The 23977-nt window shown below is 48.2% G+C and carries 19 protein-coding genes; 1 reads left to right on the top strand and 18 read right to left on the bottom strand.

Features of this window, described 5'->3' with window-relative positions:
* Positions 1–257: 257 nt before the first annotated feature.
* Both glpX and IFU39_RS02870 read right to left on the bottom strand, forming a co-directional pair.
* Positions 258–1340 (bottom strand): class II fructose-bisphosphatase, encoded by a 1083-nt coding sequence (gene glpX / locus IFU39_RS02875; RefSeq protein WP_091019505.1) that lies wholly within the window; start codon positions 1338–1340, stop codon positions 258–260.
* Positions 1341–2030: 690 nt separating this feature from the next.
* Positions 2031–2549 (bottom strand): GNAT family N-acetyltransferase, encoded by a 519-nt coding sequence (locus IFU39_RS02870; RefSeq protein ID WP_091019507.1) that lies wholly within the window; start codon positions 2547–2549, stop codon positions 2031–2033.
* 123 nt (positions 2550–2672) lie between these two features.
* Between IFU39_RS02870 and IFU39_RS02865 the strand changes: the two genes are divergently transcribed.
* Positions 2673–3263, top strand: a complete 591-nt coding sequence (locus IFU39_RS02865; protein ID WP_192131164.1) for a YczE/YyaS/YitT family protein — start codon at positions 2673–2675, stop codon at positions 3261–3263.
* 136 nt (positions 3264–3399) lie between these two features.
* On the opposite strand, the gene IFU39_RS02860 is transcribed toward IFU39_RS02865, so the two are convergent.
* From IFU39_RS02860 to IFU39_RS02785, 16 genes are all read right to left on the bottom strand, one after another.
* The gene (locus tag IFU39_RS02860; RefSeq protein WP_192131162.1) at positions 3400–5979 is read right to left on the bottom strand and encodes a X2-like carbohydrate binding domain-containing protein; all 2580 of its coding nucleotides are present in this window, start codon (positions 5977–5979) and stop codon (positions 3400–3402) included.
* 364 nt (positions 5980–6343) lie between these two features.
* Complete coding sequence (locus tag IFU39_RS02855; RefSeq protein ID WP_091019510.1) at positions 6344–6862, bottom strand: (2Fe-2S)-binding protein; 519 nt, start codon at positions 6860–6862, stop codon at positions 6344–6346.
* The gene (locus tag IFU39_RS02850; RefSeq protein ID WP_091019512.1) at positions 6859–9330 is read right to left on the bottom strand and encodes a molybdopterin cofactor-binding domain-containing protein; all 2472 of its coding nucleotides are present in this window, start codon (positions 9328–9330) and stop codon (positions 6859–6861) included. The genes IFU39_RS02855 and IFU39_RS02850 overlap by 4 nt, the downstream gene beginning before the upstream one ends.
* A gap of 33 nt (positions 9331–9363) precedes the next feature.
* A complete protein-coding gene (locus IFU39_RS02845) occupies positions 9364–10278 on the bottom strand; it encodes an FAD binding domain-containing protein (RefSeq protein ID WP_091019513.1) in 915 nt (304 codons plus the stop codon).
* A complete protein-coding gene (locus IFU39_RS02840) occupies positions 10226–10438 on the bottom strand; it encodes a hypothetical protein (RefSeq protein ID WP_192131160.1) in 213 nt (70 codons plus the stop codon). Before IFU39_RS02840 ends, IFU39_RS02845 begins: the two co-directional genes overlap by 53 nt.
* 111 nt (positions 10439–10549) lie before the next feature.
* The gene (locus IFU39_RS02835) at positions 10550–11209 is read right to left on the bottom strand and encodes a nucleotidyltransferase family protein (protein ID WP_192131158.1); all 660 of its coding nucleotides are present in this window, start codon (positions 11207–11209) and stop codon (positions 10550–10552) included.
* A complete protein-coding gene (locus tag IFU39_RS02830; protein WP_091019516.1) occupies positions 11181–12464 on the bottom strand; it encodes an XdhC family protein in 1284 nt (427 codons plus the stop codon). Before IFU39_RS02830 ends, IFU39_RS02835 begins: the two co-directional genes overlap by 29 nt.
* Positions 12465–12505: 41 nt before the next feature.
* On the bottom strand, positions 12506–13828 hold the full coding sequence (locus IFU39_RS02825) for a 5'-deoxyadenosine deaminase (RefSeq protein WP_091019519.1): 1323 nt from the start codon (positions 13826–13828) through the stop codon (positions 12506–12508).
* A 91-nt stretch (positions 13829–13919) separates the two neighbouring features.
* On the bottom strand, positions 13920–15515 hold the full coding sequence (ggt, locus tag IFU39_RS02820; RefSeq protein WP_091019520.1) for a gamma-glutamyltransferase: 1596 nt from the start codon (positions 15513–15515) through the stop codon (positions 13920–13922).
* Complete coding sequence (locus IFU39_RS02815) at positions 15509–16750, bottom strand: pyridoxal-phosphate-dependent aminotransferase family protein (protein WP_091019521.1); 1242 nt, start codon at positions 16748–16750, stop codon at positions 15509–15511. Before IFU39_RS02815 ends, ggt begins: the two co-directional genes overlap by 7 nt.
* Positions 16751–16756: 6 nt before the next feature.
* Positions 16757–18064: a M20 family metallo-hydrolase gene (locus IFU39_RS02810; protein ID WP_091019522.1), complete on the bottom strand. Its 1308-nt coding sequence runs from the start codon at positions 18062–18064 to the stop codon at positions 16757–16759.
* A complete protein-coding gene (gene allB / locus IFU39_RS02805; RefSeq protein ID WP_091019524.1) occupies positions 18061–19464 on the bottom strand; it encodes an allantoinase AllB in 1404 nt (467 codons plus the stop codon). Before allB ends, IFU39_RS02810 begins: the two co-directional genes overlap by 4 nt.
* 43 nt (positions 19465–19507) lie before the next feature.
* On the bottom strand, positions 19508–19885 hold the full coding sequence (gene uraH, locus IFU39_RS02800; protein WP_091019526.1) for a hydroxyisourate hydrolase: 378 nt from the start codon (positions 19883–19885) through the stop codon (positions 19508–19510).
* Positions 19885–21390 carry a factor-independent urate hydroxylase gene (gene pucL / locus IFU39_RS02795; RefSeq protein WP_091019527.1) on the bottom strand — a complete coding sequence of 502 codons (1506 nt, stop codon included), beginning with the start codon at positions 21388–21390 and terminating at the stop codon, positions 19885–19887. The genes uraH and pucL overlap by 1 nt, the downstream gene beginning before the upstream one ends.
* A 239-nt stretch (positions 21391–21629) precedes the next feature.
* Positions 21630–23252 (bottom strand): PucR family transcriptional regulator, encoded by a 1623-nt coding sequence (locus IFU39_RS02790; protein WP_091019529.1) that lies wholly within the window; start codon positions 23250–23252, stop codon positions 21630–21632.
* Positions 23253–23756: 504 nt separating this feature from the next.
* Positions 23757–23960, bottom strand: a complete 204-nt coding sequence (locus tag IFU39_RS02785) for a hypothetical protein (RefSeq protein ID WP_091019531.1) — start codon at positions 23958–23960, stop codon at positions 23757–23759.
* Positions 23961–23977 lie beyond the last annotated feature (17 nt).

The raw sequence follows: 23977 nt of genomic DNA, 5'->3' as shown, positions 1-23977 counted from the left end.
AGCTCACCTATAAATGATGTAATAACTAAAAATCGATATTTATGTACGCGCGTACATTTTCTCATGCCATGTAACCGTTGTCAATGCTTTAAACAAAAAATAACGAGAGCTCGGGTTAATCCAAGCCCTCATTATTATCTTGCCAGAGATGGTACTTTCATTGAATCCGAGCACCCTGTAACCTTAGGGGGTCCAAGTTACTTATCAAACACACTACAACGATTACGGTTGCTGCTACAATTAATGGGGAGTGCAGCTCACAACGTCGTTGTAACGCCAAGATCAACGGAGGATTGACTAAACTCAGCCTGCTCCATCGTTTTCACAAGATTCGGAATGCGGTCCGATGGTTCAGGCGTGGATTGAAGCTGTCTTACTTTGTGCAGCACTTCTTTGTTAGGCAGGAAGTGTTGGGAACGAATGAATCGAATGGTCTTCGTTTTGGCACGCATGACAATCGAATCCGTCTCAGCCCGATCATCCGCAAGATACCGTACCCCTCCCAGAATCTCACCTGGCGTCACACCTGTTGCAGCAAAAATGACATCCTCTGTGCCGATCATATCCTGCATCGTTAACACTTTGTAAGGATTATCAATTCCCATCTGCAAGCAACGTTGGAATTCGTCTGCGTTGGCAGGCATCAGACGACCTTGAATCTCACCCCCAAGGCAAGATAGCGCTGCAGCAGCCAGCACACCTTCTGGCGCTCCTCCAGATCCGACATAGAGATCGATACCCGCCTCCGGGAAGGCCGGTGCCATCGCCCCAGCAACATCACCGTCACTGAGGAACTTGATCCGTACACCGACCTTGCGTAGAGTCTTAATTGTGCTCTCATGGCGCACACGATCCAGAATCATCACTGTCAGATCCGAGATGTTTTTGTTCAATGCGGCAGCGGCTTTCTCCAGTGTGACTTCAACCGGGTCTTCAATGCTGACCTTGCCTACAAGCGCAGGCCCTACCGCAAGTTTCTCCATATACATGTCCGGTGCGTGGAGCAGGTTACCTTTTCCCGCCACTGCAATAACCGATAGAGCGTTGTTTAGTCCTTTGGCCACGATTTCTGTACCTTCGAGCGGGTCTACAGCCACGTCAACCTCAGGCCCCTCAGCGTTGCCCACTTCCTCGCCGATGTACAACATGGGGGCTTCATCCATTTCTCCTTCACCGATTACCACCGTGCCGCGAATGGACACGGAATCGAACATGGCGCGCATGGCCAAAGTAGCCGCTTCATCTGCACTGTTCTTGTCGCCTCGTCCCATCCAGGGTGCTGAAGCTAACGCAGCCAATTCTGTTACTCTGACAATTTCCAACGCCAGTTCGCGTTCCATTTTTCCCACTTCCTTTCCAATTTCCAAAAGCATAACGTGAAAGCGGTACTAAATCCATCGCAAATCCATATGAAATTGATCTATAAAAGGCGTAGTAGCGCCTTTCGAACGATTCATACCTTATTTATCCAATTAATATTTTGATTGATTCTGCTCCTTTTTTCGGCTGGTTTTAAGAGTCCAATCCTCCTGATTTCTTACTTGAAATATTAATTTTATTTTCCATTTTCCGCTCGAAAACTAAATAATTCAACATGGTGGATTAACACGTCCGTTTCACGTGCAAAAAGTTCTTTTAACATGAGGTATATACAACTTATATTCTGATTGTTAAGACTTAACCTTATCTAACAGACTACAAACGAAAACGATTTTCGGCTGACTGTCCAAACGTAGAAATAAACTAATAAATTATATTGACGATCCTTGAGATCAGCCTGTTACCTTCACGATTATTGAGCAAAATTATACTGCCAGTTATGTATTAATCAGGCCTTTAACTTTTACTAAAGCCATAGATGCAGCTTATGAAGGTCATCGAAAATAATAAGTTTACATAATATTTATTATGTATTAATATTCGTCAATTTCTTCATTTTATGATTCAACGGTTCTGGCAAAACATAAAAAAGCCCGAAAGAATTCTGCTCAATAGCATTTTTCTCCCAAGCTTTTCCCTCGATGATCCAGTTACAATATCGTTTTGGTCATTATCAAATCAATCTGTTCCTCATCTCCCATGTAAAAAGCATGGGCTCCTGTCTGTACAAACCCCATCTTTTCATAAAAGGCGATAGCATTTTCATTTTTCTCCCACACACCTAACCAAATATTTGTTTTGTGATGTTCTTTTGCCATCGCTATGGCTTTATGGAGCAGCACTTTACCAAGGCCATGTTTTTGGAACTCTTTTTTGATGTACACCCGCTCGATCTCAAGGGATTCCACGCTCATCTTCTCAGACTGCGCATCATTGATATTCACCTTCATGTACCCAGCAACTTGATTGTTGACATAAATAAAAAGAAATTGCGAATCCGCCATGGACAGTTCCGTTTCCAATTGCTCCCGATTAAACGCCTTTTCCAGATAAGCTTTCATATTTTCGGGTGAATTTTGCGCTTTAAACGTTTCATTAAACGTCTCATAACTAATCTCCTGCAGTTCACATACATGTTCAATGGTACATCTCTCTATACGAATCGTCATCTATATTCACATTCCTTTAACAAGTTAATCGTTTGTTGCAAATGCAATAAAAAAGGGTTACATTGAATTTAGCTCAATTTTGTTGTATTTGCAACATAATATTAAAAAAGAGGTTGAATGAATTTGAAATATGTACTTTTTGTCGCAGGTATTCTCATCTTAACACTTGGCATTTCCCTTACCATCCAATCTGAATTGGGTACCTCACCGTTTGATGCACTTCTGGTAGGGCTGTCACATCATATAGGGCTAAGTGTAGGTAGCTGGGAGGTCATCATTGCTTTCCTATTAATTGGATGTAATTCGCTTTTGCAGCAGCAAAAACCCGAGTTTTTGGGACTCGTCACCGCATTCATTACTGGTGTCGGGATTGATATCTGGCTTTATGTATCTGATTCCTTGATCACACCCGAAGTTTGGTACAGCAAATTAATGACTTTTGTCATTGGTTTAGTGATCATAAGTATCGGCACGGCAATTTATTTACAGACCAATTTTGCACCCATTCCGATTGACCGCTTAACATTAATTTTGCATGAAATCACTCGAACTCCCTTATTTGTATCGAGAACATTCATTTACCTTGTATTTTTAATTCTGGCGTTTCTGCTCAGTGGACCGATCGGGCTTGGAACGTTGATAACCGTATGTTGTGCAGGTGTACTTCTTCAGTTCATTTTGGGCCATACGAAAAAGATAATAGATCGCATATGAACAGACATGGATACATCGTCACATACTAGAAGTGATAAAGAACATTCCGTCTAATCGGTGTACACCTTCTACACCATAAAAAGGCTGAATCAGAGGTTCAACCCCTGATCCAGCCCATTAAACGTGCTACCTACCTTTACGGCTCAATTCCCCATACCAACTGACCGTTCACATACCCGGTGACCTTATCATGGTTTGCGAACTGACTACCAGATGCCTTAAACGAGTAATCATTAGTCTGTGTGTAATTCGTCCAATTGTTTTTGGAAAAGCGAGTTTGAACCTCTGCGCTCTGGCCCGCATTCAGTGATCCCGCTGCACTTGTAAAGCCCACTTCAAGATAATGATCCGCTCCGGCAACTGGAGTCGCCAGTTTAACGAATTGGCTCGTTACATTTGTGCTGCCCATACTGGCCCAGTCGGACCAGAAACTCTGAGCTTCCTCCCCGTCAATTGTATAGTAATACCGGAGTTTTACATCACTTAACGGAATAGCCGAATTGCCTGAGTTGACCAATTTGAATTTGGGTGAAATTCCGTTGGTGGATGCAATTGTATTGCCGTTAAAAGCTTGAATCGTCAAATCCCCTGCTGGGACAGTAACGGTGCTATCTACGACGTTCACCGTTAGCACAGCGTCATTTCCTCCATTGAAGTGAAAGGTCAATACGTTCTGGCCCAGCGGAAGCGTGGCAAGATAGGATTTGTTCAGAACAACAGCAGAGCTGGATGCTGTATAATTCTGACCCGCTACAAGTGTAACATTCCCCTTTTTGATGCTTGTAAGTTGACGACCGTTTAAGGTGAGAGATACGGAAATATCCTGTGCGGAATTCGTCGCTTTATCAAATGTTGCATTCACAGGAGAAATCACAGCATTTGTACCCGGTGTTGAATCCACAATTTTGACTTTTAACACAGGGTCCTGACCTTGAATAAAATCCAGAACAATCGAATGCTCACCAACTGGCAGTGTCGCCAGATAAGCTTTTTTCAGCAGCAATGTGCTTCCGTTCAAGGTATAGTCTGTCGTTGCGGTCAACGCATTGTTGCCTGCCCGGAGAGCAGTTAGCGTATTGCCGTTTGCATTCACGGTTACGGTTTTATCGCTTTGATTGGGTGTGTATTTGTCAAATTCAAAGTTTCCAGGTGTGATGGATGCACTGGGGTTGGGATTGTTAACCTTTAGATTTGGCAGCTCATCCAACGTAATGACATAATCACTTTGATAAAGCGTTTTCAGTGTTGCCGGGTAATTAAATGCAGAACTCATCAGATGCTCGCCATACCAAGGACAGAAGTACAGCCATCCTGACTTCTCCTCTGTCAGATTTTTCACGCTTGGAATCGTGTCGTTCTCCGTCATCGCTACCATTTTTGTACCGCCCGTCAACTCAACAAGCTTATAGAAAATCGAGGTAATTGCATCCTCATTTGGTACGCCAGACAAACCGTCATAACGGTTGTAGATCGTATTGTATTTATCATATCCGACAAGATCTACCTGATCATCGCCCGGATACCAGGCAGGAGAAGTGCTGTATACGTAACTGTTGTAGGTCCAGATCAGATTGTGCAAGCCATACGTCTCGGTCAATTCGGTATAAAGCAGATCCCATAGCTCTTTGTACACTTCTGCGCCTGCCGAAGCCCACCAGAACCAAGCACCTTCCCCGTTCAGCCCGCCGTTGCCTTCTGCTTCATGATACGGACGGAAAAGCACTGGCACATCGTTATCTTGCAAAATCAGCAATTGTTCGGCCAGATCCTCGATGGTCATCATCACGTATTGATACTCTTTCGTACCGGGAATTACCGCATTTGATGTATTAAAATTCGTTTCGGTTGGCTTGTACGTAGCTTCTTTCCAATCCACAAAGTCCCCAAGCTCATACGTATTGAAATTACGAGGCACATTGATATGCCAGGAAGCTGTTGCAATACCTTCACGGTTATTCACCCAATCAATCATGCGATCGGTTGTGCCGTCCTCCCAACCATACAACGGATTATAGTTCATCAGATCAAAGCCACGGATAGCCGGATACTTTCCGGTCAAATCATGAATCCACTCGAATTCAAGCTCTGTATCTCCGTCATTCCCTCCTCCGTAGATCTCTTGCTGACCAGAAATAATGTTGTTTCCGTATACCTCCGTTAAATAATTCATCAAAATTTGAGTTTCCGGTGTAGCTTCAGGATCAGTGAGAACTGGCTGCACATTCAGGGGATCCAGATCAGCATGATCCACTGTAAAAGTATCAAAATACGCGAAGCCCCAGCCAGCCTTCAGCTCAATCGTATTGTCACCCTGATTCAGCTTGTGAAAGCCAAAATCGAAGTCTGACCATGTTGTCGTGTAAGGCAGCATGTACGCACCTTTCGTAACACCATTCACGATTAAATTTTGTGACCTGCCATCTGCACTGAGCTCCTGCATATATCGTGTGGAGATTGCGTACATGCCGGTTTCCGGGACAGTAACTGTGAAGGTTAATGTGCCAGAGTTCTGCATCCAGACAAATCCGGCCCCTGAGAATCCGGGCTTGGGTTGTCCATAGATTGAAGTAACCACTTGAAGATCCGGGGTGAGCTGCGCATCTTCGCTTTCGATGGTGAACAATGGTGTGTCTGCATGAACGGGCGCTATCATTAATCCAAGCAGTAGGACCAATGCCAGCATCATTGCGGTTGCCTTTTTGAGCAAATTTTTCATCAATTCCATCTTCCTTCCCAAGTGAAATATGATAATGAAATGTCAATGAACCCATTCATGATGGCGCTTTCATTTTAAACATAGCACGCATGCCAATATTTGTAAATATATGGTGAATACGAATGTTGGAAATTCTTTTGTACCAGTACTTTGAATGTCATTACTCCATCGTCTCACCAATAGTGATGAAAATCGAAAACGGTTCATTATCTAACCAGATTTGGGCCTAGAACTTCATCTCACATTAGATGATTGTACTTGGCAGAAAACCTATAAAAACAAAAAAAAGCATTCCTGGATCGGATGCTTTTTCAAAGAACGTTTCTTCAATTGCCCTTGCTATATCTACGTCCTGCGCACCAACTCAACTAACGGTTTCCTCGGCAGACGTCTCCTTTATCACACAGCGTTCCCCTGCCTTGCGTACCGCCCGAATAATGCCACCATAGCCGGTACAACGACACAGATTCCCGCACAACCCCGTTTCAATCTGTTCTTGAGAAGGCTCAGGATGTGCATCCAGTAATGCTTTGGTTGAGATCACCATGCCCGGAGTACAGTAGCCGCACTGGAAGCCACCTTCCTCCACAAAAGCTTGTTGAATCGGATGCAGGGTGCCTTTCTCCTCGCCATGCAGACCTTCAATGGTCATAATGTCACTGCCTTCACATTGATAAGCCATGACAAGACAGGAATTCACGGGCTCTCCATCCATTAGAACCATACATGAGCCGCAGCGACCAACTTCGCAGGATACTTTGGTACCCGTCAGTTGCAAATGAGTCCGAAGCACATCGACAAGTCGGGTCGTTTGCGCAATCTCCAGATGTTTATGTTCACCATTCACAACGGCTGTCCAGTGATTCTCAAGTGGCTTATTCATGATGGACTCACTCCTTCCTGCAAAGGTACATTTAAAGGTCTGACCAGTTGTTCCCTCGGTACAGGAAGACGGTTAATCCATACGCCTGTCGCCTGATGTATTGCAGCAGTAATGGCTGGCGCAAGCGCTACGGAACCAATCTCACCGATCCCCCTCGGTCCAAACGCATCCCCTTCGGGTAAGTCTTCAATAGCTTCAACCTCCAGATTGGTATGAATATCCTGAATGGTTGGGATCAGATACGTGTCGAGGTTAGTGGTTACATAACGGCTGTCCTGCATGACCGCATCCTCGGTCAATGTGAATCCAAGCGCCATGACACTGCCGCCTTCAATCTGTCCGATATAGCCCATAGGGTTGATAACTGGACCTGCCGCAACAACATGGCGCGTATCCAGCAGCTTGGTTTCTCCGGTCAATGTATTTACTTCCACCTCTGCCGCAACCGCTGCATACGTATACAAATAATGCCCGCCTACCACGTTGTCTGGCGTAGTTGGGTAATCAAACTTTGTATCGAAAATCCATTCATCGGCTTCGCCCTGCGTTGCGAGTTCAGCATACGAAACCACAAAGCCTGATGAGACACTCTCTTTCACCAGGTGTTGAGATAAACCTAAATAACTTTCAGCAGTTTGATCACTTTCATTCCCTATAGCAGACGTTTGTTTTACGCCTTCCAGGGCCAATGTTACTTCCTTCTCACTCTTTCCTGTCCCTTGCACATCTGTTTCTACTTCTGAAGTTTCGGCAGGAAGCTGGCCTTTGCGCCATATTCCCCCAGGCCCTGTCACCAGTTCATCTGCCGGAACGCCGGACATTTCAGACGCGACATCGAGAACACGGGAACGAAATGGAGTCTGCAAGCGTTGAAGAGCCATCCATGCCATCGTTGTTGAACGTGAAGCTGTGCTTGATCCGCTGTGAGGCACACGATCCGTATCTCCAATGATGATACTGAGATCCGATGTACTGCATTGGAATAGATCACATAACATAATTTCCAGCGTTGCAATGAGCCCCTGACCGAATTCCTCGTAGCTGAACGCCACCTCAATCTTGCCTTCGTTATTCAGGGCCAGACGGCCTCCCGCAGGGTCTGGAATGCCGTAACCCAGCCCTGCACCGTGCATGGCAATCGCTGCTCCCACACCGCGCTTGATCCACGGCGGCAAAGTAGGATCTGTCGGGGGATGCTGATGTTTTTGCCACAGTTCGGAGCGATCCAAAGCCTCCCATACTTGGGACAGTCCATCCGTAACCAGAATGCGTTGATTCAAAGGTCCGGGATCATTCTTTTCCCTCATATTACGCCTGCGGAACTCCCAAGGGTCCATGTTCATGATCTCTGCAAGCCGATCCATCTGGCCTTCCATGGCAAAAATCGCCTGGTTCCCACCAAATCCGCGAAACTCACCCGACAATCCATTATTCGTATACACAGACACACCTTCCACATCCACATTCGGAATGGCGTATGGTCCAAGGCAATGTTCGGTACAGAAGTTCAGCACGGGTGCACCCAGGGTGGCATACGCTCCCGTATCTGCTGTAATACGGACACGATGCGCTTGTATGATACCTTCTCGACTCATACCGGTCTGCATTTCAATCTTCATTGGGTGACGTTTCAGCCCTGCACGTACGGATTCTTTACGAGAATTATGCATTTTCACAGGACGTCCGCATTTCAAGGCCAGCAGTGCACCATAAGGCTGTACATTTAGTTCATCTTTTCCGCCAAATGAACCACCAATCGGTGAAGACACCACCCGAATGTCTTCTTCAGGACAGCCAATAATGCGCGCAAGCTGCATCCGATCTTTATAGCCATGTTGCGTTGCCGCGTATACATTCAGCCTTCCCTCTTCATCCGGGACAAACAGGCCACCTTCTGTCTCCATGTACGCATGCATCTGACGAGGCGTATAATACGTCTCTGTCACGATATGATCACACGTGGCAAAGGCTTGCTCGGCGTCTCCACGTTTGATTTCCGTCCGATGCAGCACATTACCTGGTCCATGCTCATGCAGCTCTGGTGCTCCGGGAGCCAAGGCAGCGTCTGTACTATTCAGCGGAGTGAGTTCCTCATACTCTACGCGAATCGCGTCCAGCGCAAGTGCCGCACGTTCCGGAGAATCCGCAGCAACCGCTGCAATGGCGTCACCGACATAACGTACAATATCCTCACAAAACACAGGCTGATCCGGGGTCGCTATGCCAAAACGATTCAGACCAGGCACATCTTTGGAGGTCAAAACCGCATAGACACCTTCCAACGCCTCAGCTTCCGAAGTATCTATAGACAGTATACGAGCATAAGGATATTCGCTTCGCAATACTCTGCCATGAATCATGTCAGGTAGCGTCATATCCGTCAGATATTGAAGCTGACCTGTTACTTTGGGTGCCCCATCTGGCCGCAGGTGCCAGCGTTTCCCGCTCTGTTTCCGATTCAGCAGCATGATCCCTCTCCCCCTTTGTTTGATCCCATTCATCTATTCGTGAAGTGCCTGCCATAGCCCGGCGCCCAGCATGTTGCCTGCGGTCTGCTTACGATAATGTTCCGTTGCAAATGCATCGCCATACGTCGTAAATTCGTCAGCCACAGCAGTTGCGAGAGTCGCCGCTTGCATGACAGAAGCTTCGCTACCAAGAAGCTGTTGTTCCGACTCCAGAAGTCGCATCGCCATGCCTGAGCCCCCGCCTGCAGCAATCGCAATCTTGGTCCAGCGATGATCCGAATCAATTTCACCGTATAACGCAACAGTCACCAGCGATGCACTGAACGTCTCCCGTCGACCCAACTTGCGGTAAAAGGAAACTTCTCGTGCAGCAGGCTTGTGCCCACTGTCCACATCAAGCAGAGAGGACGGTCTCATCGGGATATGAATCGAGATTAATACGTCCCCTGGATTACGGCTGCCATCCCGTCCACCCTGAAGCCAGGAAGACACACTGCGGGTCTCGATTCCGCTATCCGTCAACCAGTGCAACTTTGCATCATATACAAGCAAAGCAGTCAGTGTATCACCCACTCCGGACACAATGTTCCCGCCAATGGTTGCCACATTTCGAATGGAAGGGGCAGCAATTGCATTCACCGCTTCTTGCAGAATCGGCAGTTGACGCAGCAACGTTTGTGCAGCACATTCCTTTAATCGGGTCATTGCGCCAATGACGATCTCATCTCCACGAGTAGATATACCACTCATTTCAGGAATACGAGCCAGGCTAATCATGTGTTCAGGCGCTGGAACCAAGCCGCCCTCCCACTGGGTTCGCAGCAATGTTCCGCCTGCCGTGAAACAACAAATTTCCTTCAGTCTACTTCTTAACGTTTGCAGTTCTTGCAGATTCTCAGGCTGCCATACCGATGGAATGGCTCCAGAACCGTATGCCGGTGTTACCATCGCTGCATCCCCTTTCTCTCTCTTCCTTGGGCAGGAAATTCAACCGTCTGATCAGATAATTCTTCAAATCATATGAGAGTTCAGCAGCAACGTCAATTACCTTCACATCGTTTTGGATAAATGTATAAAACCTGTGTTCCATTTGTGCTTGATGCATCATGATCTATCGAAAACTAACGTAAACTCTCTTTCCCCATGCGTGAAAAGAAGACAAACAGGCCAACCAGACTGCCAGGTTGACCTGATCATATAATTAAATTATTCATAGTCATTAATCTTCTCCTGTTATATAGTCTGCCTGCCCCGATTCATATACATGATTCAAAATGCGTTCCAATTCCGGTTCTGTATCCGCGTCCCAGAAACTCGTCTCAGACAGTGGTACATGTACTCCTGAATAATTAGCGCTGCGCATAATCTTGCGTGCCCCCTCATCTCCATGCAGAGACAACAGAGGACCGAACATATGGGAGCGAAAAGCAACGGGCGGCTTGCCTCCCTCACCGTCGGTAGCTGCGACATAGTCACTCAGCTTGTGGGTAGCCAGTGCTGTGGTCACCCGATTAATATCCTGCGCTTTTAATAAAGGCTGATCCCCCAGCAACATGAGAATGCCCTCCGGTTTGTACTCCATGGCCGACAACACGCCAGAATGAAGAGAATTCGCCATACCAAAAGCATAGTCTGCACAGACAACAATTCGAAGTCTCGCTGTGGGATGATAGGCATAAGTGGCAGAATCAATCCATTTTACAGGCAGCCATGCCAACGAATCTTCCGGTTTGACCACACAGACCACTTGATCCAGCTCCGAATTCAGCGCAGCTTCCAGTGACCATGCAGCCAGTGACCTCCCGTCTGGCATGACAACCGAGAGTTTATCCCGACCAAGGCGACAACTCTTACCTGCTGCCAGAACTATGCCCGTCATTCGCATGTGCAACGCTTCCCTTCTGCCCCACCTCGGAACTCAAGGAAGAAACCTTATGTTTACATGCGATCAATTCCGCTGCAATGCTGATGGCGATCTGTTCGGGACCGTCCGCCCCGATGCTCAAACCAACGGGAGAATGTACATATTTCAACGGTGGTAAACCATCCAGCAGACGGGCTGTTCGTGTTTTGGAACCCATGATCCCAAGATACGCATACTCACAGTCCACTAACATCTCCAACAGTTCACGTTCGCGGGGGAAGTTGTGACTCATCAATATCAAATAATCCCCTTTGGTTACCTTTAACAGAGGCATGATCTCACATGGGAAACCCAGTACGAGTTCGGTTTCAGGGAATCGTTCCGAAGTGCATAAGGACTCTCGCCAATCAGCTACCACTACACGGAATCCTGCGGACCGGGCGAGTCTGGCAACAGGAAAAACATCATTTCCGGCTCCGATGATAATCAGGCGAGGTTTAGGCGTGTACAGCGAAGTCAGTTGTTGCGGAAGGCCCCAGGGATTCGTTGAAACCGTGTTGTTTGTCGCTATTTCAGCATCAACATCAGAGATATGTTGTGAATCACCGGACGGAGGGGAAGAGTGAGATCCGTTTGACGCAGCAGGTACCCTTTCAGGCACAAGCGTAAGGCGAGGTATATCGCGAGAATGTTGTGTTAATGCCATATGTTCATGCTTGATATTCCCACTGCTGTGTTGTACATCAACCTGCAATGAAGTTAGATTATAATATGCCACACGATCATGAGGGGGGACGAGCGAAGGACGCAAGACTGGCTGGTGCCCTTTTTCCGTAGGCTCAATCCGTTTCCATCCATATTGAACCCTTGTGTAATCATCTTGGAACGTTCGGGTTAACGCTGTTGCAGCGCCGGATTGCAAACACTCATGCATCTTCTGCAACGTAGATCGGAGTTCACCACACACTGGTTCAAGCAACACAACAACGAGTCCGCCGCAGCCAATCGTCTCCCCCCAGGACAGATCATCCTCGGGACGCATGTCGTACTCCGCGAATTCCATCTGGTTTGTATCCAGCACATGGCTCACCCGGGCCTGAAGATCACTCTCCAGGCATCCCGGACTGATACTGCCATACATTTGGCCCTCCTCGGTCAACAGCATAGAGACTCCCTGCTTACGGTAAGCATGACCCTCTACCTTGATCGCTGTTGCGAGCACACAGCGCATTTCACGGGCTGCGATTGTACACAGATCATGCATTTCCATATCGGTCTCCATCCTTTCTGAATTGCATACGTTTCCTTCGATCAGATGCGCTTCATCAATCTCGCAATGCTTTTATCCGACTCACGCAGCACAATACCACGATCAATTGTCTGAATCTTGCGATTCTTTAGTACAATGCTGCCATCGATAATTACGGTGTCCACACAACTACGTGTTGCGGAATAGACCACGCGTGAATAGACATCCGTCTCATAAGAAGGGTACGTGTGAAAATCATCCAGATCCAGCAGTAACATATCTGCCTTTTTGCCCACTTCGAGACTGCCAATTTCCTTCGACAAGCCGAGCACCTCCGCACCACCCATGGTAGCCATGCGCAATACGGTCCGGGCATCCATCACCGTTGGACCATGAGGAATCTTCTGCATCAGCGCTGTGAGGCGCATCTCCTGAAACATATCCAGATTGTTGTTACACGCCGCACCATCAGCCCCGATCCCAACCGCGATCTGACGATTCAGCAGATCCGGAATATCCGCTACTCCGGAGGAAAGCTTCATATTCGATCCAGGACAGTGAGTGACTTTGACTCCGCGCTTGCGGATGATCTCTTTCTCTTCCTCACTCAGCCATACACAGTGGGCCAGCACCAATCTTGGGGTAGCCAGACCAATATGATCGAGGTATACGATGTTACGCATTCCGCGTTCGTGTTCTACCAGTTCGATCTCTCCGCGATTCTCGGAGGCATGGGTGTGGACTTTGACATGATATTTATTGGACAGGTCGCGTACCTCTATCAGCAATTCTTCGGTACACGATACAACAAAGCGTGGACAGAACGCATATTGAATGCGACCTCCGCCAAACCCGTTCCATTTCTCCAGCAGATCCACACTCTGTTGCAGCGAAGTTGCTGTATTCTCACGCAGAGGTTCCGGAACCTCGTCTCCATGATCCATCATCACCTTGCCGGAGATGACCCGGATGCCGCTCTGTGCCATCGCCTGAAACGCCGAGTCCGTGTGATGTACCGTCTCCATATCCAGAATCGTCGTGGTTCCGCTGGAGATCAATTCGCCAAGTCCGAGCATTGCTGAATAATACACGGACTCCTCATCATGCGCTGCTTCCAGCGGCCAGATCCGTTGACGGAGCCAATCCATCAGTTCCAGATCGTCCGCACGTCCACGGAACAAGGTTTGACACAGATGAATATGCGTCTGGATGAAGCCCGGTAGCAGCACTTTGCCGCGAGCATCAATGACCTGGTCAGCCTGAACATCGATATGCGTTGCAATCTCCTTGATTTTGTTATCCTCGATCAATAGATCTCCAATGAACACTTCTTCCTCTGCATTCATCGTCACAAGCTGTGCGCCTTTCAGCAGGATCGTTCCCATGCCAATCTCCCCTATCTGTGTCTGTCTATATCGTTCAACTCGCTGTTATCGTGTAGTTATCCAGTTGAAATTACAACTGTTCATGTAGCTGTTACCATCCAATAGCTATACCATCGCCTCTGGGGTCTGCCGCGCCACTAATCATGCCGTCCTCACGAATGACAATGCCTTGCGACTGTCCCATAATACCGTCCCAAGGTGCTCTCGCTTCAACGTTATGTCCCCACTGGGCAAGGGTTGCACATACATCATCATGATATCGGTTCTCCACACGCATCGTATCGCCTTCTTCGCCCCAGGTACGTCCGTACACCCAACGCGGCAAGCTGATTGCTTCCTGAATGTTCAGCCCGTAATCAAGCACTCCGGTAAGTACCGATAATTGTGTCTGCGGCTGGCCTTCTCCCCCCTGTGTACCCACGAGCATATATGGTTTGCCATCTCGTGTAACAAGGCCCGGCATGAGCGTGTGGAATGAGCGTTTGTTGGGTTCCAGAACGTTGGCATCCCTCGGGTCTAAGGAGAAAAACGACCCCCGGTTCTGCATGATAACCCCCGTATCCCCTGGGACATAGGCTGCACCGAAGTCAAAATACAGGCTTTGAATGAAGGAAACGGCATTGCCTTCGCTATCAACAACCGCTGCATACGCCGTGTCCTGACCTATCGTTTTGGACAAAAACGGCTGTGCCACAGGTGGAGCAGACTGAATCTCATTCCACAATTGGTCTCCGTAATCCTTGGATAACAGATGTTCCAGCGGAATGTCTCTGAAATCCGGGTCCGTCAGATATTGGTCACGATCACGAAACGCCTTTTTTACCACTTCCGCCATCAGATGATAAAATTCCGGTGAGGTACGTGCTACAGAGGACAGATCCGTATGCTCCAGCATATTTAACATCATCAGCATCGAGAATCCCTGCGAGTTTGGCGGCATCTGATAAACTTCATAGCCACGATACCCCGTACTGACCGGTTTCACCCACTCTCCACGATGCCCTGCAAAGTCCGCTGGTGCAAGCATGCCCCCATCCTCACGAATAGCCGAAGTCAGACGATCCGCAAGTTCTCCTGTATAAAAAGTATCTCGCCCTTCCGTCTGAATCAGACGAATGGAGGCAGCAAGATCAGGCTGGATCAGCAGCTCACCTTCCTGCAAAAGTGTACCCAAAGGCGCAAATACCGCTCGCAGCGGTGTATGCCCCATGATGAAATCTTCATCCCTTTCCATCCACAGTCGGAGATTCCGGGATACAGGGCATCCTTTTTCTGCATACTGCGCAGCAGGTTCAAGCAGTTGCTCCCACGGTAACTTACCGTACCGGGACCAAACTTCCCACCAGGCATCAACCATTCCCGGAACCGTGATGGCACTAAGTACACCGCGCTGAGGAATAGCACTCATACCCATCGCTTTGAACGTTTCCGCATGAATGCCTGCGGCTGAGCGGCCACTTCCGTTATAGGCGTTAATCTCACCACTGGCTCCGTCATGAATCAGGAAGAAGGCATCCCCTCCAAGTCCGGTCATATGCGGATATACCACACCCAGTGCTGCACTGACCGCAACAGCAGCGTCATAAGCATTCCCACCCAGCTGGAGGATGGAGCTTCCCACTGCACTCGCCAGATAATGAGGAGTAGTAACCATGACCTCTCTGGAGATTGGCATCTGATTTAACATAAAGCGCCCTCCTTCCCTGCATACACATCCAATGCCGCCTGCACTGCTTCACCGGCTGGTAATACGTAACGATGACGGAGAAGAACAGCTTCCAGCGCTCCCAGCACATGAAGTACATTCTTGCGTTGGCAGCTGAATCCCATTGTACCGATCCGCCAGATTTGCCCTTTCAACGGGCCAAATGAACTGGCAATCTCAATGCTGAAATCGTTTAGCAACATGCTGCGCACCGACTCACCATCAATCCCTTCCGGAATAGTAATACAGGTGACCACCGGAAGTTTACTGGACATATCCCCGTACAGTTGCAGTCCCATTCCCTGTATTCCAGCGACCAACGCACGTTCATTCACCAGATGTCTCTGGAACCTGGCCTCCAATCCTTCTTGCAGCAGAATACGTAATCCTTCGTGAAGACCGTAGAGCATGGAGGTGGCTTCTGTATGGTGGTTCAGCCTGGCCGAACTCCAGTAATCCTGCAATTGGCTCAGGTCAAAATAATTGCTGGCAATGGTGCGGCCTTCTGCCCGCGCACTGGTTGCGTCTCGGAGTCCGCGTTCAACGGTTTTGCGGCTCATCAGCTTCTGTTCCACACGACTGTTGTACGTGAGAGGTGCCATCCCTGAAGGAACGGACAGGCATTTCTGCGTTCCGCCCATCACCGCATCCAGATACCAGGCATCCGTCTCCACCGGCGTCCCGCCAATGGTTGCTACAGCATCCACAACGAGTAAAATATCAAGGTCGCGACAGGCTTTGCCAATCTCGGCAAGGGGCTGCATCTGACCGGTGGAAGTCTCACCATGAACCATCGCAACCAGACTCGGTTTATGGGCATGGATCGCCTTGATCACCTCTTCCGGATCAAATACCGTTCCCCATTCCGTTTCAAAAAAAACGACCTCTGCACCACAGCGTTCCGAGATTTCAACCAGCAGATGTCCGAATCGTCCGTAGATCGGGACGAGAACTTTGTCACCGGGCTGGATCAGACTGACCAACACAGCTTCAATGCCTGAACGCGATGTGCCATCGACTGGATAACACCACTCGTTATCTGTCATATATAACTCACGCAGCATCGCCATCGTCTCGTTCATCAAGGACGTGAACTCCGGGTCAAACTGCCCGAGGATCGGAAAGGATAATGCTCTGAGTACGCGTGGATCAACCTCAACGGGGCCCGGGGTCATAATGGTCCGCAAGGACGGAGATAACTCTTTATAGTTGGACATCTGCATTCAACTCCCGTAACCGTATTTATAGAGTAGCCGGACCAGAACCCGAAAACCGTGCAGCAGGTCAGCTTCAGCTGTATATTCAAGTGGATTATGACTGATACCGTCCTGACTCGGCACAAAAATCATGGCTGTCGGACAAGCTGGCTGAAAAATCTGCGAATCATGTCCCGCTCCGCTTGGCATTAGCCAATAGGACAACTGCTCCTGCTCACAGGTATCTTGGATGTCTGAGATCATCTGCGCGTTCATGGGAATGGGTGTGACGGATAGATGCTCTTCCCAATCCAATCCGAGCTGCTGCTCGGCTGCGATACGACTAAATGCCTGGAGCATATCCTCCCAGCAGCGATCAATACTCTCCTGCCGGATATGGCGGATATCCAGTGAAAACACCGCCCGCGCTGCAACCACATTCCCAACACCCGGATCGGCTGTGATTCGCCCAACCGTGGCTACCAGCGGTTCTCCTGCTTCCAATGCGACATTCCTTACGGCAGTAATCATCTCAGCTGCTCCAGCAAGTGCATCTTTGCGCCAGGACATTGGCGTTGTTCCGGCGTGATTTGCTTCTCCGCTGACGGTGATACTGAAACGCTTCTGACCTACAATATCGGATACAACGCCAATCGAATGTCCGAGACGTTCCAGAACCTGACCTTGCTCAATGTGAAGCTCAATAAAGGCACCATATTTTTTTGCGGCCGGTCTATATGCACTATCGGGTCCAAAGCCCGCATCGCGGATCGCTTGTGCAAAGGTAACGCCGTCTTGATCCTTCAGATGCTCTACATCTTGCAGAGACGTTATTCCTGTTATACTGCGTGAACCCCAATATGCAAAAGGGAATCGACTTCCCTCTTCTTCGCATAACGATACCACTTGAAGTGTGCGCTTCGGTGCTCCAAAATGCTTCTGCAAATACTCCAAAGCAAGGACACCCCCCACCACACCGTAAGCACCATCATATTTGCCACCATACACCACGGTATCGATATGTGATCCGGTCACGATTGGTAATTCTTCAGTACCAGTCGCTGATCCCTTACCCTCGCCCTCCAGTGTGCCATACAGATTACCGGACTGGTCGAACTCGGGAGACAGCCCTTTTTCCTGCATTTTGGCAGCAAGGGCACCTTGTGCTTCACACCAAGCCGAGTCATACAACAGCCGTGTGACGCCGCCCTGTGCATCCGCACCATATGTCGACAGCCAGTCAAGCATGGCTTGCAGCTCCACCTGTTCCACATTTGGCAAAGGAAGCGGTGCGTTATTGGTACCGGATGACCGGTATACTCCAGACTCCGTCATGGTGTCTCCTCCGTTCCCGCTTCGATGGGACTAGAAGAATAAGCCGCAATGTGTTGCCCGATAGGCACAGGAGATAACCCGGATTCCGAGTTGTAGACGCGCTGCCCACGACAAAATACGTCTGCAATCTGACACTTAAAGGTACGTCCCACATAAGGGCTCTGTTTATGCGTGTAGAGCAGATCTTCCGTGTTCAGGGTCGTGCTCTTACCCCAGTCAATCAGAACCAGATCTGCATCCATGCCAATTGCAATCTCCCCTTTATTCTCCAGACCAAGCCTTCTGGCAGGCTGCAGAGAGAGCACTCTTCCGAGCAACGGAAGGTCGATATTTCGCTGAAGATGTCCTTCCTCCAGCATGATTAGCAGTGTGCTTTGTGCCCCGGATATGCCGCCCCAGATTTCAAAGAAGTTATCCGATTGTTTCATGGATGGTGGGCAAGGAGAATGGTCTGAGGCGATAACATCAATCAATCCTGAAGTCAGTGCATCCCATAACTGCTCCTGTTCGGAAGAGCTGCGCAGAGGTGGAGCGCATTTTGCTACAGCACCCAATCGGACCACATCCTTCTCGGTCAGCGTCAGATAATGAGGACATGTCTCTGAAGTTACGTTTTGCCCACGCCGTTTGGCTGCTGCAATCAGATCCAGCGCTTCCCGGGTGCTGATATGCACAAAATGCAGCGCACACCCGGTCTGTTCGCCGTATTTCAACGCTCGGGCAACAGCGACGACTTCAGCATCCACAGGACGAGACCGGATATAATCCATCGGTTCCGTCTTTCCCTCTGCGATGCTTCTCGTAGCAAGTTCGGCAACGATGCCTTCGTCCTCTGCATGAAGTGCCAGCACACGGTTTAATGTTGCAAGTTCTTTCATCCCGTCCAGCAGGGTATGGTCATCAGCTCTGGTAAAGATGTCTTCCCCATCTCCACCCGGCTCGGACATAAATGCCTTGAATCCCGCAGCCCCCAGCCGTGCCAGTGGAGCAAGTTCATCCCGGTTGCCGGGAACCAAACCTCCCCAGAAGGCATAATCAACATAGGATTGGTCGGCAGCTGCTTTCTTTTTCATCTCCCATACTTCCGGCCTTGTGGTTGGCGGTACGCCGTTAAGCGGCATATCGACATAGGTTGTGATTCCCCCTGCGGCAAGTGCTGCCGAACCCGATCGGAATCCCTCCCAACTGGCGAGTCCGGGTTCATTGAAGTGTACATGAATGTCCACAACACCAGGCATCACTGTAAGCCCCTCAGCTTCTATGATCCAAGTCGCTTCACCAGCAGTCAGCCGCTTGGACAGTTCCGTTATTTTCTCACCCGTAATGCCAATATCCAGTTGCTCTACCCGATCTCTCAGCACCACCCGGGCCCCCCGGATGATAGTATCAAATGTTGTCATGTGGATGACCCTCCCCCTGAATCCGAACCGGATGCGTGAATTCTCAGCTTCCCCGGTATGTACTGTAACCTCCTGGAGCAATCAATAATGGAATATGGTAATGGCTTGAGGCATCAGATACGGCAAAACGAATCGGAACAATTGTCCATAATGCCTGCCCCAGCTCCTCCAATGAACGATGTGCGTAATAACTCTCGACATGGAATTGAAGCTCATATATCGCTGGCTCCAACTTGCCTCCATCCAGCAGCGGTGCATCCAAACGCCCATCCGCATTGGTCACCGACTCAGCTACTTTTGTCTTGTTTTCCTGTTCTCCATCCCTCTTCAGGGTATACAGTTCGATCCGAACACCCGCAGCAGGCACACCTTTGGAGGTATCCAGCACATGTGTTGTAATTCGGCCATCAGACATCGACATTAGACGTCACCTTCTTTCCCGGCGTCACGGCCGTCTGTTCCCAGATCATCCCTTGTCATCGAGAAACCCTGGAATCCGTAAGGTGGTCTCGGTTCGGTAAATACTTTGCCTTCCCCCTCTTTCACTTCCTCCAGCACTGTTTCCCAAGTCCGATTGTTGGACTCAAATGAAACCTCACTCAGTTGCTCAAATCGACTTAACAACCTGCGCCCAATCTGGTAGATCAGATGTTGAATGGAAGCGGATCGACACTCATGAAATACCGCCGCAGCCAAGTCTCTGACCTGTTCCGCCGCTACATACCGTCCACGCTGATCATCTATGCCATCTCTCGGATCTTCATAACGCCAATTGATGTTCAGGAAAATAAATAACGGTCGATCCCATGTCTCTGGAAGAGTGGTATATTCATCCTGCATAAATCCGGCAAATTCACTGCCTTTGACCTTGATCAGTCTCAGATCGGCTACACCACTGAAATGGTTGCTGAGTTCAATCGAGTCTCCTGTTCGTTCTGCTTCCACGGCAGCTGTCGCACGATCATTCTGCGAATAACGAAATACAAGCGCACTCGGTCGATAACTCCCTTCCAACCCAATCGGTATATCTTCAAAAGGGATCTGGTCCGCTGTCATCTGAACCTTGCTCATCTGCGGATACGTCTCCAGGAAACGACGGCTTACCAGCGCAAGAAATCCTTCCACCGTCGCCCCTGTGTAATCCGCTGCATGTTTAAGAATGAAATTTTTCATCGAATCGGTGGCGACCACCAGCGAATTATCCCCTTCTGCAAAAGAAGGCAAGAATTCATCCCCCTGCACAGCCACCTTGATGTTCAATCCAAACAGAATATTGCTGCGTCCCATGAATGGAGATTCCGGAATGGACTGTATACCCGTCAACGGTTTGGTGTAGGAACGGTACATCCACACATCCCCTTTGCCGTAATACATGGTCCGCTGCTGCACTGCCGCTGGCTTGCTCACGAACTCATGTTCATGACCGATCTGTGCAAGCCATTGCTCCAAGCGAATGCCTGCAATCTTGAATACTTCCTTCAATGCAGTCTCGAATTCTTCTTCCCTGCCTCGCCGATGACGTTGCCTCATGGATTCGAGGATGGAGCTTGCGGTATGGCCTTTTACAGCCAATATGAATGGAAAGCCAAATTGGCTTGTATATGCTTTGTTTAATTGTTGAAGTTCGTTGTACTGCTCTTGTGAGAGTGAATCAAGGCCGGCACCTGCCTGTTCCTGAACGGAGTTGCTGCTCATGCTGATTCGCGCTCCAAGATCCGGGTGATTTCGAAGCAGTTGCAACTTCACCTGGTCATCCGATGCCTGAACCATGTTCTTCATCACGTTCATCATCTGTTCAAATGAATCAAAAGGTCGTAAAAGCCCGGAACGTTCAGCCACCCATGGTGACTCCTCAAATAAGCCGCCAAACGTATGCACAAACTGCGTGATAGACCAGTTGTTAACAAGTTTAATTAAGTCACTCATGTTAGAACCTCCGGTCTGTTATGGATTATTGTTCTTCATTCTAAGTGTCGTTCAATGTCGCGACAACAATATTTACGCAATTTTGTAATATAACATAACATCAGAGTTGTGATTTGTTTGCTATGCACGGGAAGTTCAGCTTTTATTGTCCTTAAACATGAAAAAACCGCATTCCATCAAGGGAATGCGGTTCATGGGTCTGAGACCCAGTAGCATTGTCATCTTGCACAATGCGCGGTTTAGAGTTGCACATTGTGCGGTCTTGCAGCTGCTTTGTCCCGCACAAACTTGCGGAAGGTGAATACCAGCTTTAATTTCAGCAGATCATTTGTTTTCTTAAAGTCCATTTGCAGCAAGCTGCCGACTTTCTCCATACGATAAGTGACTGTGTTACGATGCACAAACAGCTGCTTGGCAGCTTCATTGATCAGTCCATCATTCTCAATAAAGGACTCCAATGTATTCATCAATACCTGATTGGGATCACCATCCCTGGCAAGTAACGGTTCAAGTACTTTATTGCAGTAATTCTCCATGATGTTATCCGGTACATGTTGGAACACATAGGCAAATTCGAGCATTTCAAATTGCAACGCGCGGTCTTTCATGCCGAATCGACGAGCCAGTTGTCGGGTATCCAGACATTCCTGATACGCTTCACGGAGCGATTTGGGTTCGTGTTTCATTTTGCTGATCCAGAAACGCGGAGCCGGTGCGCCTTTTGCTTCTTGTGCTGCCAGCACATCACCGAACCGGTTCAACAGAAAACCTGACAGTTCCTCTCCATAGTCTCTCCCTGTTGGACAGGTATAGATGGACAGAATGCCATCTTCAATCTGAAAATGCTGTGAGGCCGTGAATTGCATCAGCGGATTGTATTGTAATTCACGATGAATCTGTTTAAGCAGCTTTCCCTCGGCAAACAGAGTCGGCTCAAGCGTGATCAGTACGCACTGATACGTTCCCTGGAACAGATGTACACCTTTGTTTTCACTCAAGGTGGTCAATTCCTGAATAGTCATTTTGTTATCCAAATACTGTGAAAGCAGCGTACGCATCTCATCTTGAACGGTCGGATTAATATGCTCGCGATAAGTCATATCCATATAAAATGCCAATACATCGGCAGCCTGTTGGAACAGCTCCTCCTCTGCCCGAAGCGATAAGGCTGAATCGGTAAACACCAGCAATGATCCGTATTCTTCATCATTCTGTTTGATCGGTACGCGATGACAACTTCCCTGATTCCATTTCACTCGGTGCATGACGGATTTCCATGGCCAGCCCTGGGTTACAGCATCCCCTGCAATGCCCTCACTGCCATAGAGCACATGCCCACGTGAACCAATGACGGCAAGCGGATAGTTCAACACCGTGGCAAGTTCGGCAAAGACATTCCGGTGTGGCTGCTGTTGCAGTGCAAACTGCATTAATTTCTTTTGCTTCTGCACAACTTCATGCAGCAATCGGTTGCTGCGTTCATGTTCAGCCTTGAACAAGGCATTCATCTGGTCCGAGAAGGTGAATTGAAAAGGAAGCTCAAGCAATGGTAAACGAAGTCGATCCGCTTCCTCGACAATGCCTTGGGGAATGGACTGCCAGAAACGTCCCAGCTTGATGCCGAGTCCTGCACAGCCACGTTCGTTCAAGCGCCGCATCAAACGTAGTGCATCTGTCTCACTGTCTTTCATAATAAAAGCAGTGGTGAACAACATTTCTCCGGATTTGATCCAATCCGCGATATCAGGAGCGTCCATGACGTTAACGGATTTCATCATCCGTGAAGTCCCTTCTCCACCCGCAACCAGTTTGGCCTCGGACAACGGGTATACCTGTAAAGCCTCTTTAACCGTAAGTTGCATGGACACTACCTCCCATATATATAACACATAATCATGTTATTTTCGTTTTAGCAGAATTATTTCTGGATTACATTTCTAATTAAATCTATATTCATCCATTTAATCTCGTTTGTTGTTAAGTATTATAACATCATTTTTCTTGATAAAGCTTACATGGCAAAAAAATAAAACCTATGACCTAATTACAGCGCACTTTCCTGTAATCGGCATAGGTTTTTAAGTTACTATGATTCACACACAACGGTTGGAAGGTTTTTCTATTTAGCCACGCAAACTCCTCCATAGGTAACTACTCTAGGATCAGTAACTTCAGATACACAATTCGTTTTATATTTTCCCAAATAACGTTCGTATAGAGAAGCAAGGCAGCGTATTTCATCTCGGAATTGTACTATTTTTTCTCCAATTGAGTTCATAATCTTCAGGTGTTCCTTCTCAATAGCGACTTTTAATGGAACAATGTTCTTGTTCCGCGACAGTTGAACAATGATCAGCTCATTTATTTCAGCTCATGGGGTAATCAATTTCCCTTTTGTTACCATTTTTTTCATATATAATCTCTGTTTTTCTGCCATCCGGGTATTCCTTGATCATTTTTTCATTTTCTTCATATACAATGGGCACACCATTGCTTTTGGCCTCTTGTCTGGCCGAGAGTGTTGCTTTTACTAAAATTTCATTCAATTCAGAAATTGACATACGTTTCATGTGAAGATACCCTCCTT

The organism is Paenibacillus sp. CFBP 13594 (genome assembly GCF_014842675.1).
In the GTDB taxonomy this organism is placed as follows: domain Bacteria; phylum Bacillota; class Bacilli; order Paenibacillales; family Paenibacillaceae; genus Paenibacillus; species Paenibacillus amylolyticus_B.
The sequence above is the reverse complement of the archived record's forward strand: the minus strand, read 5'-3'. Positions and strand labels throughout refer to the sequence as shown.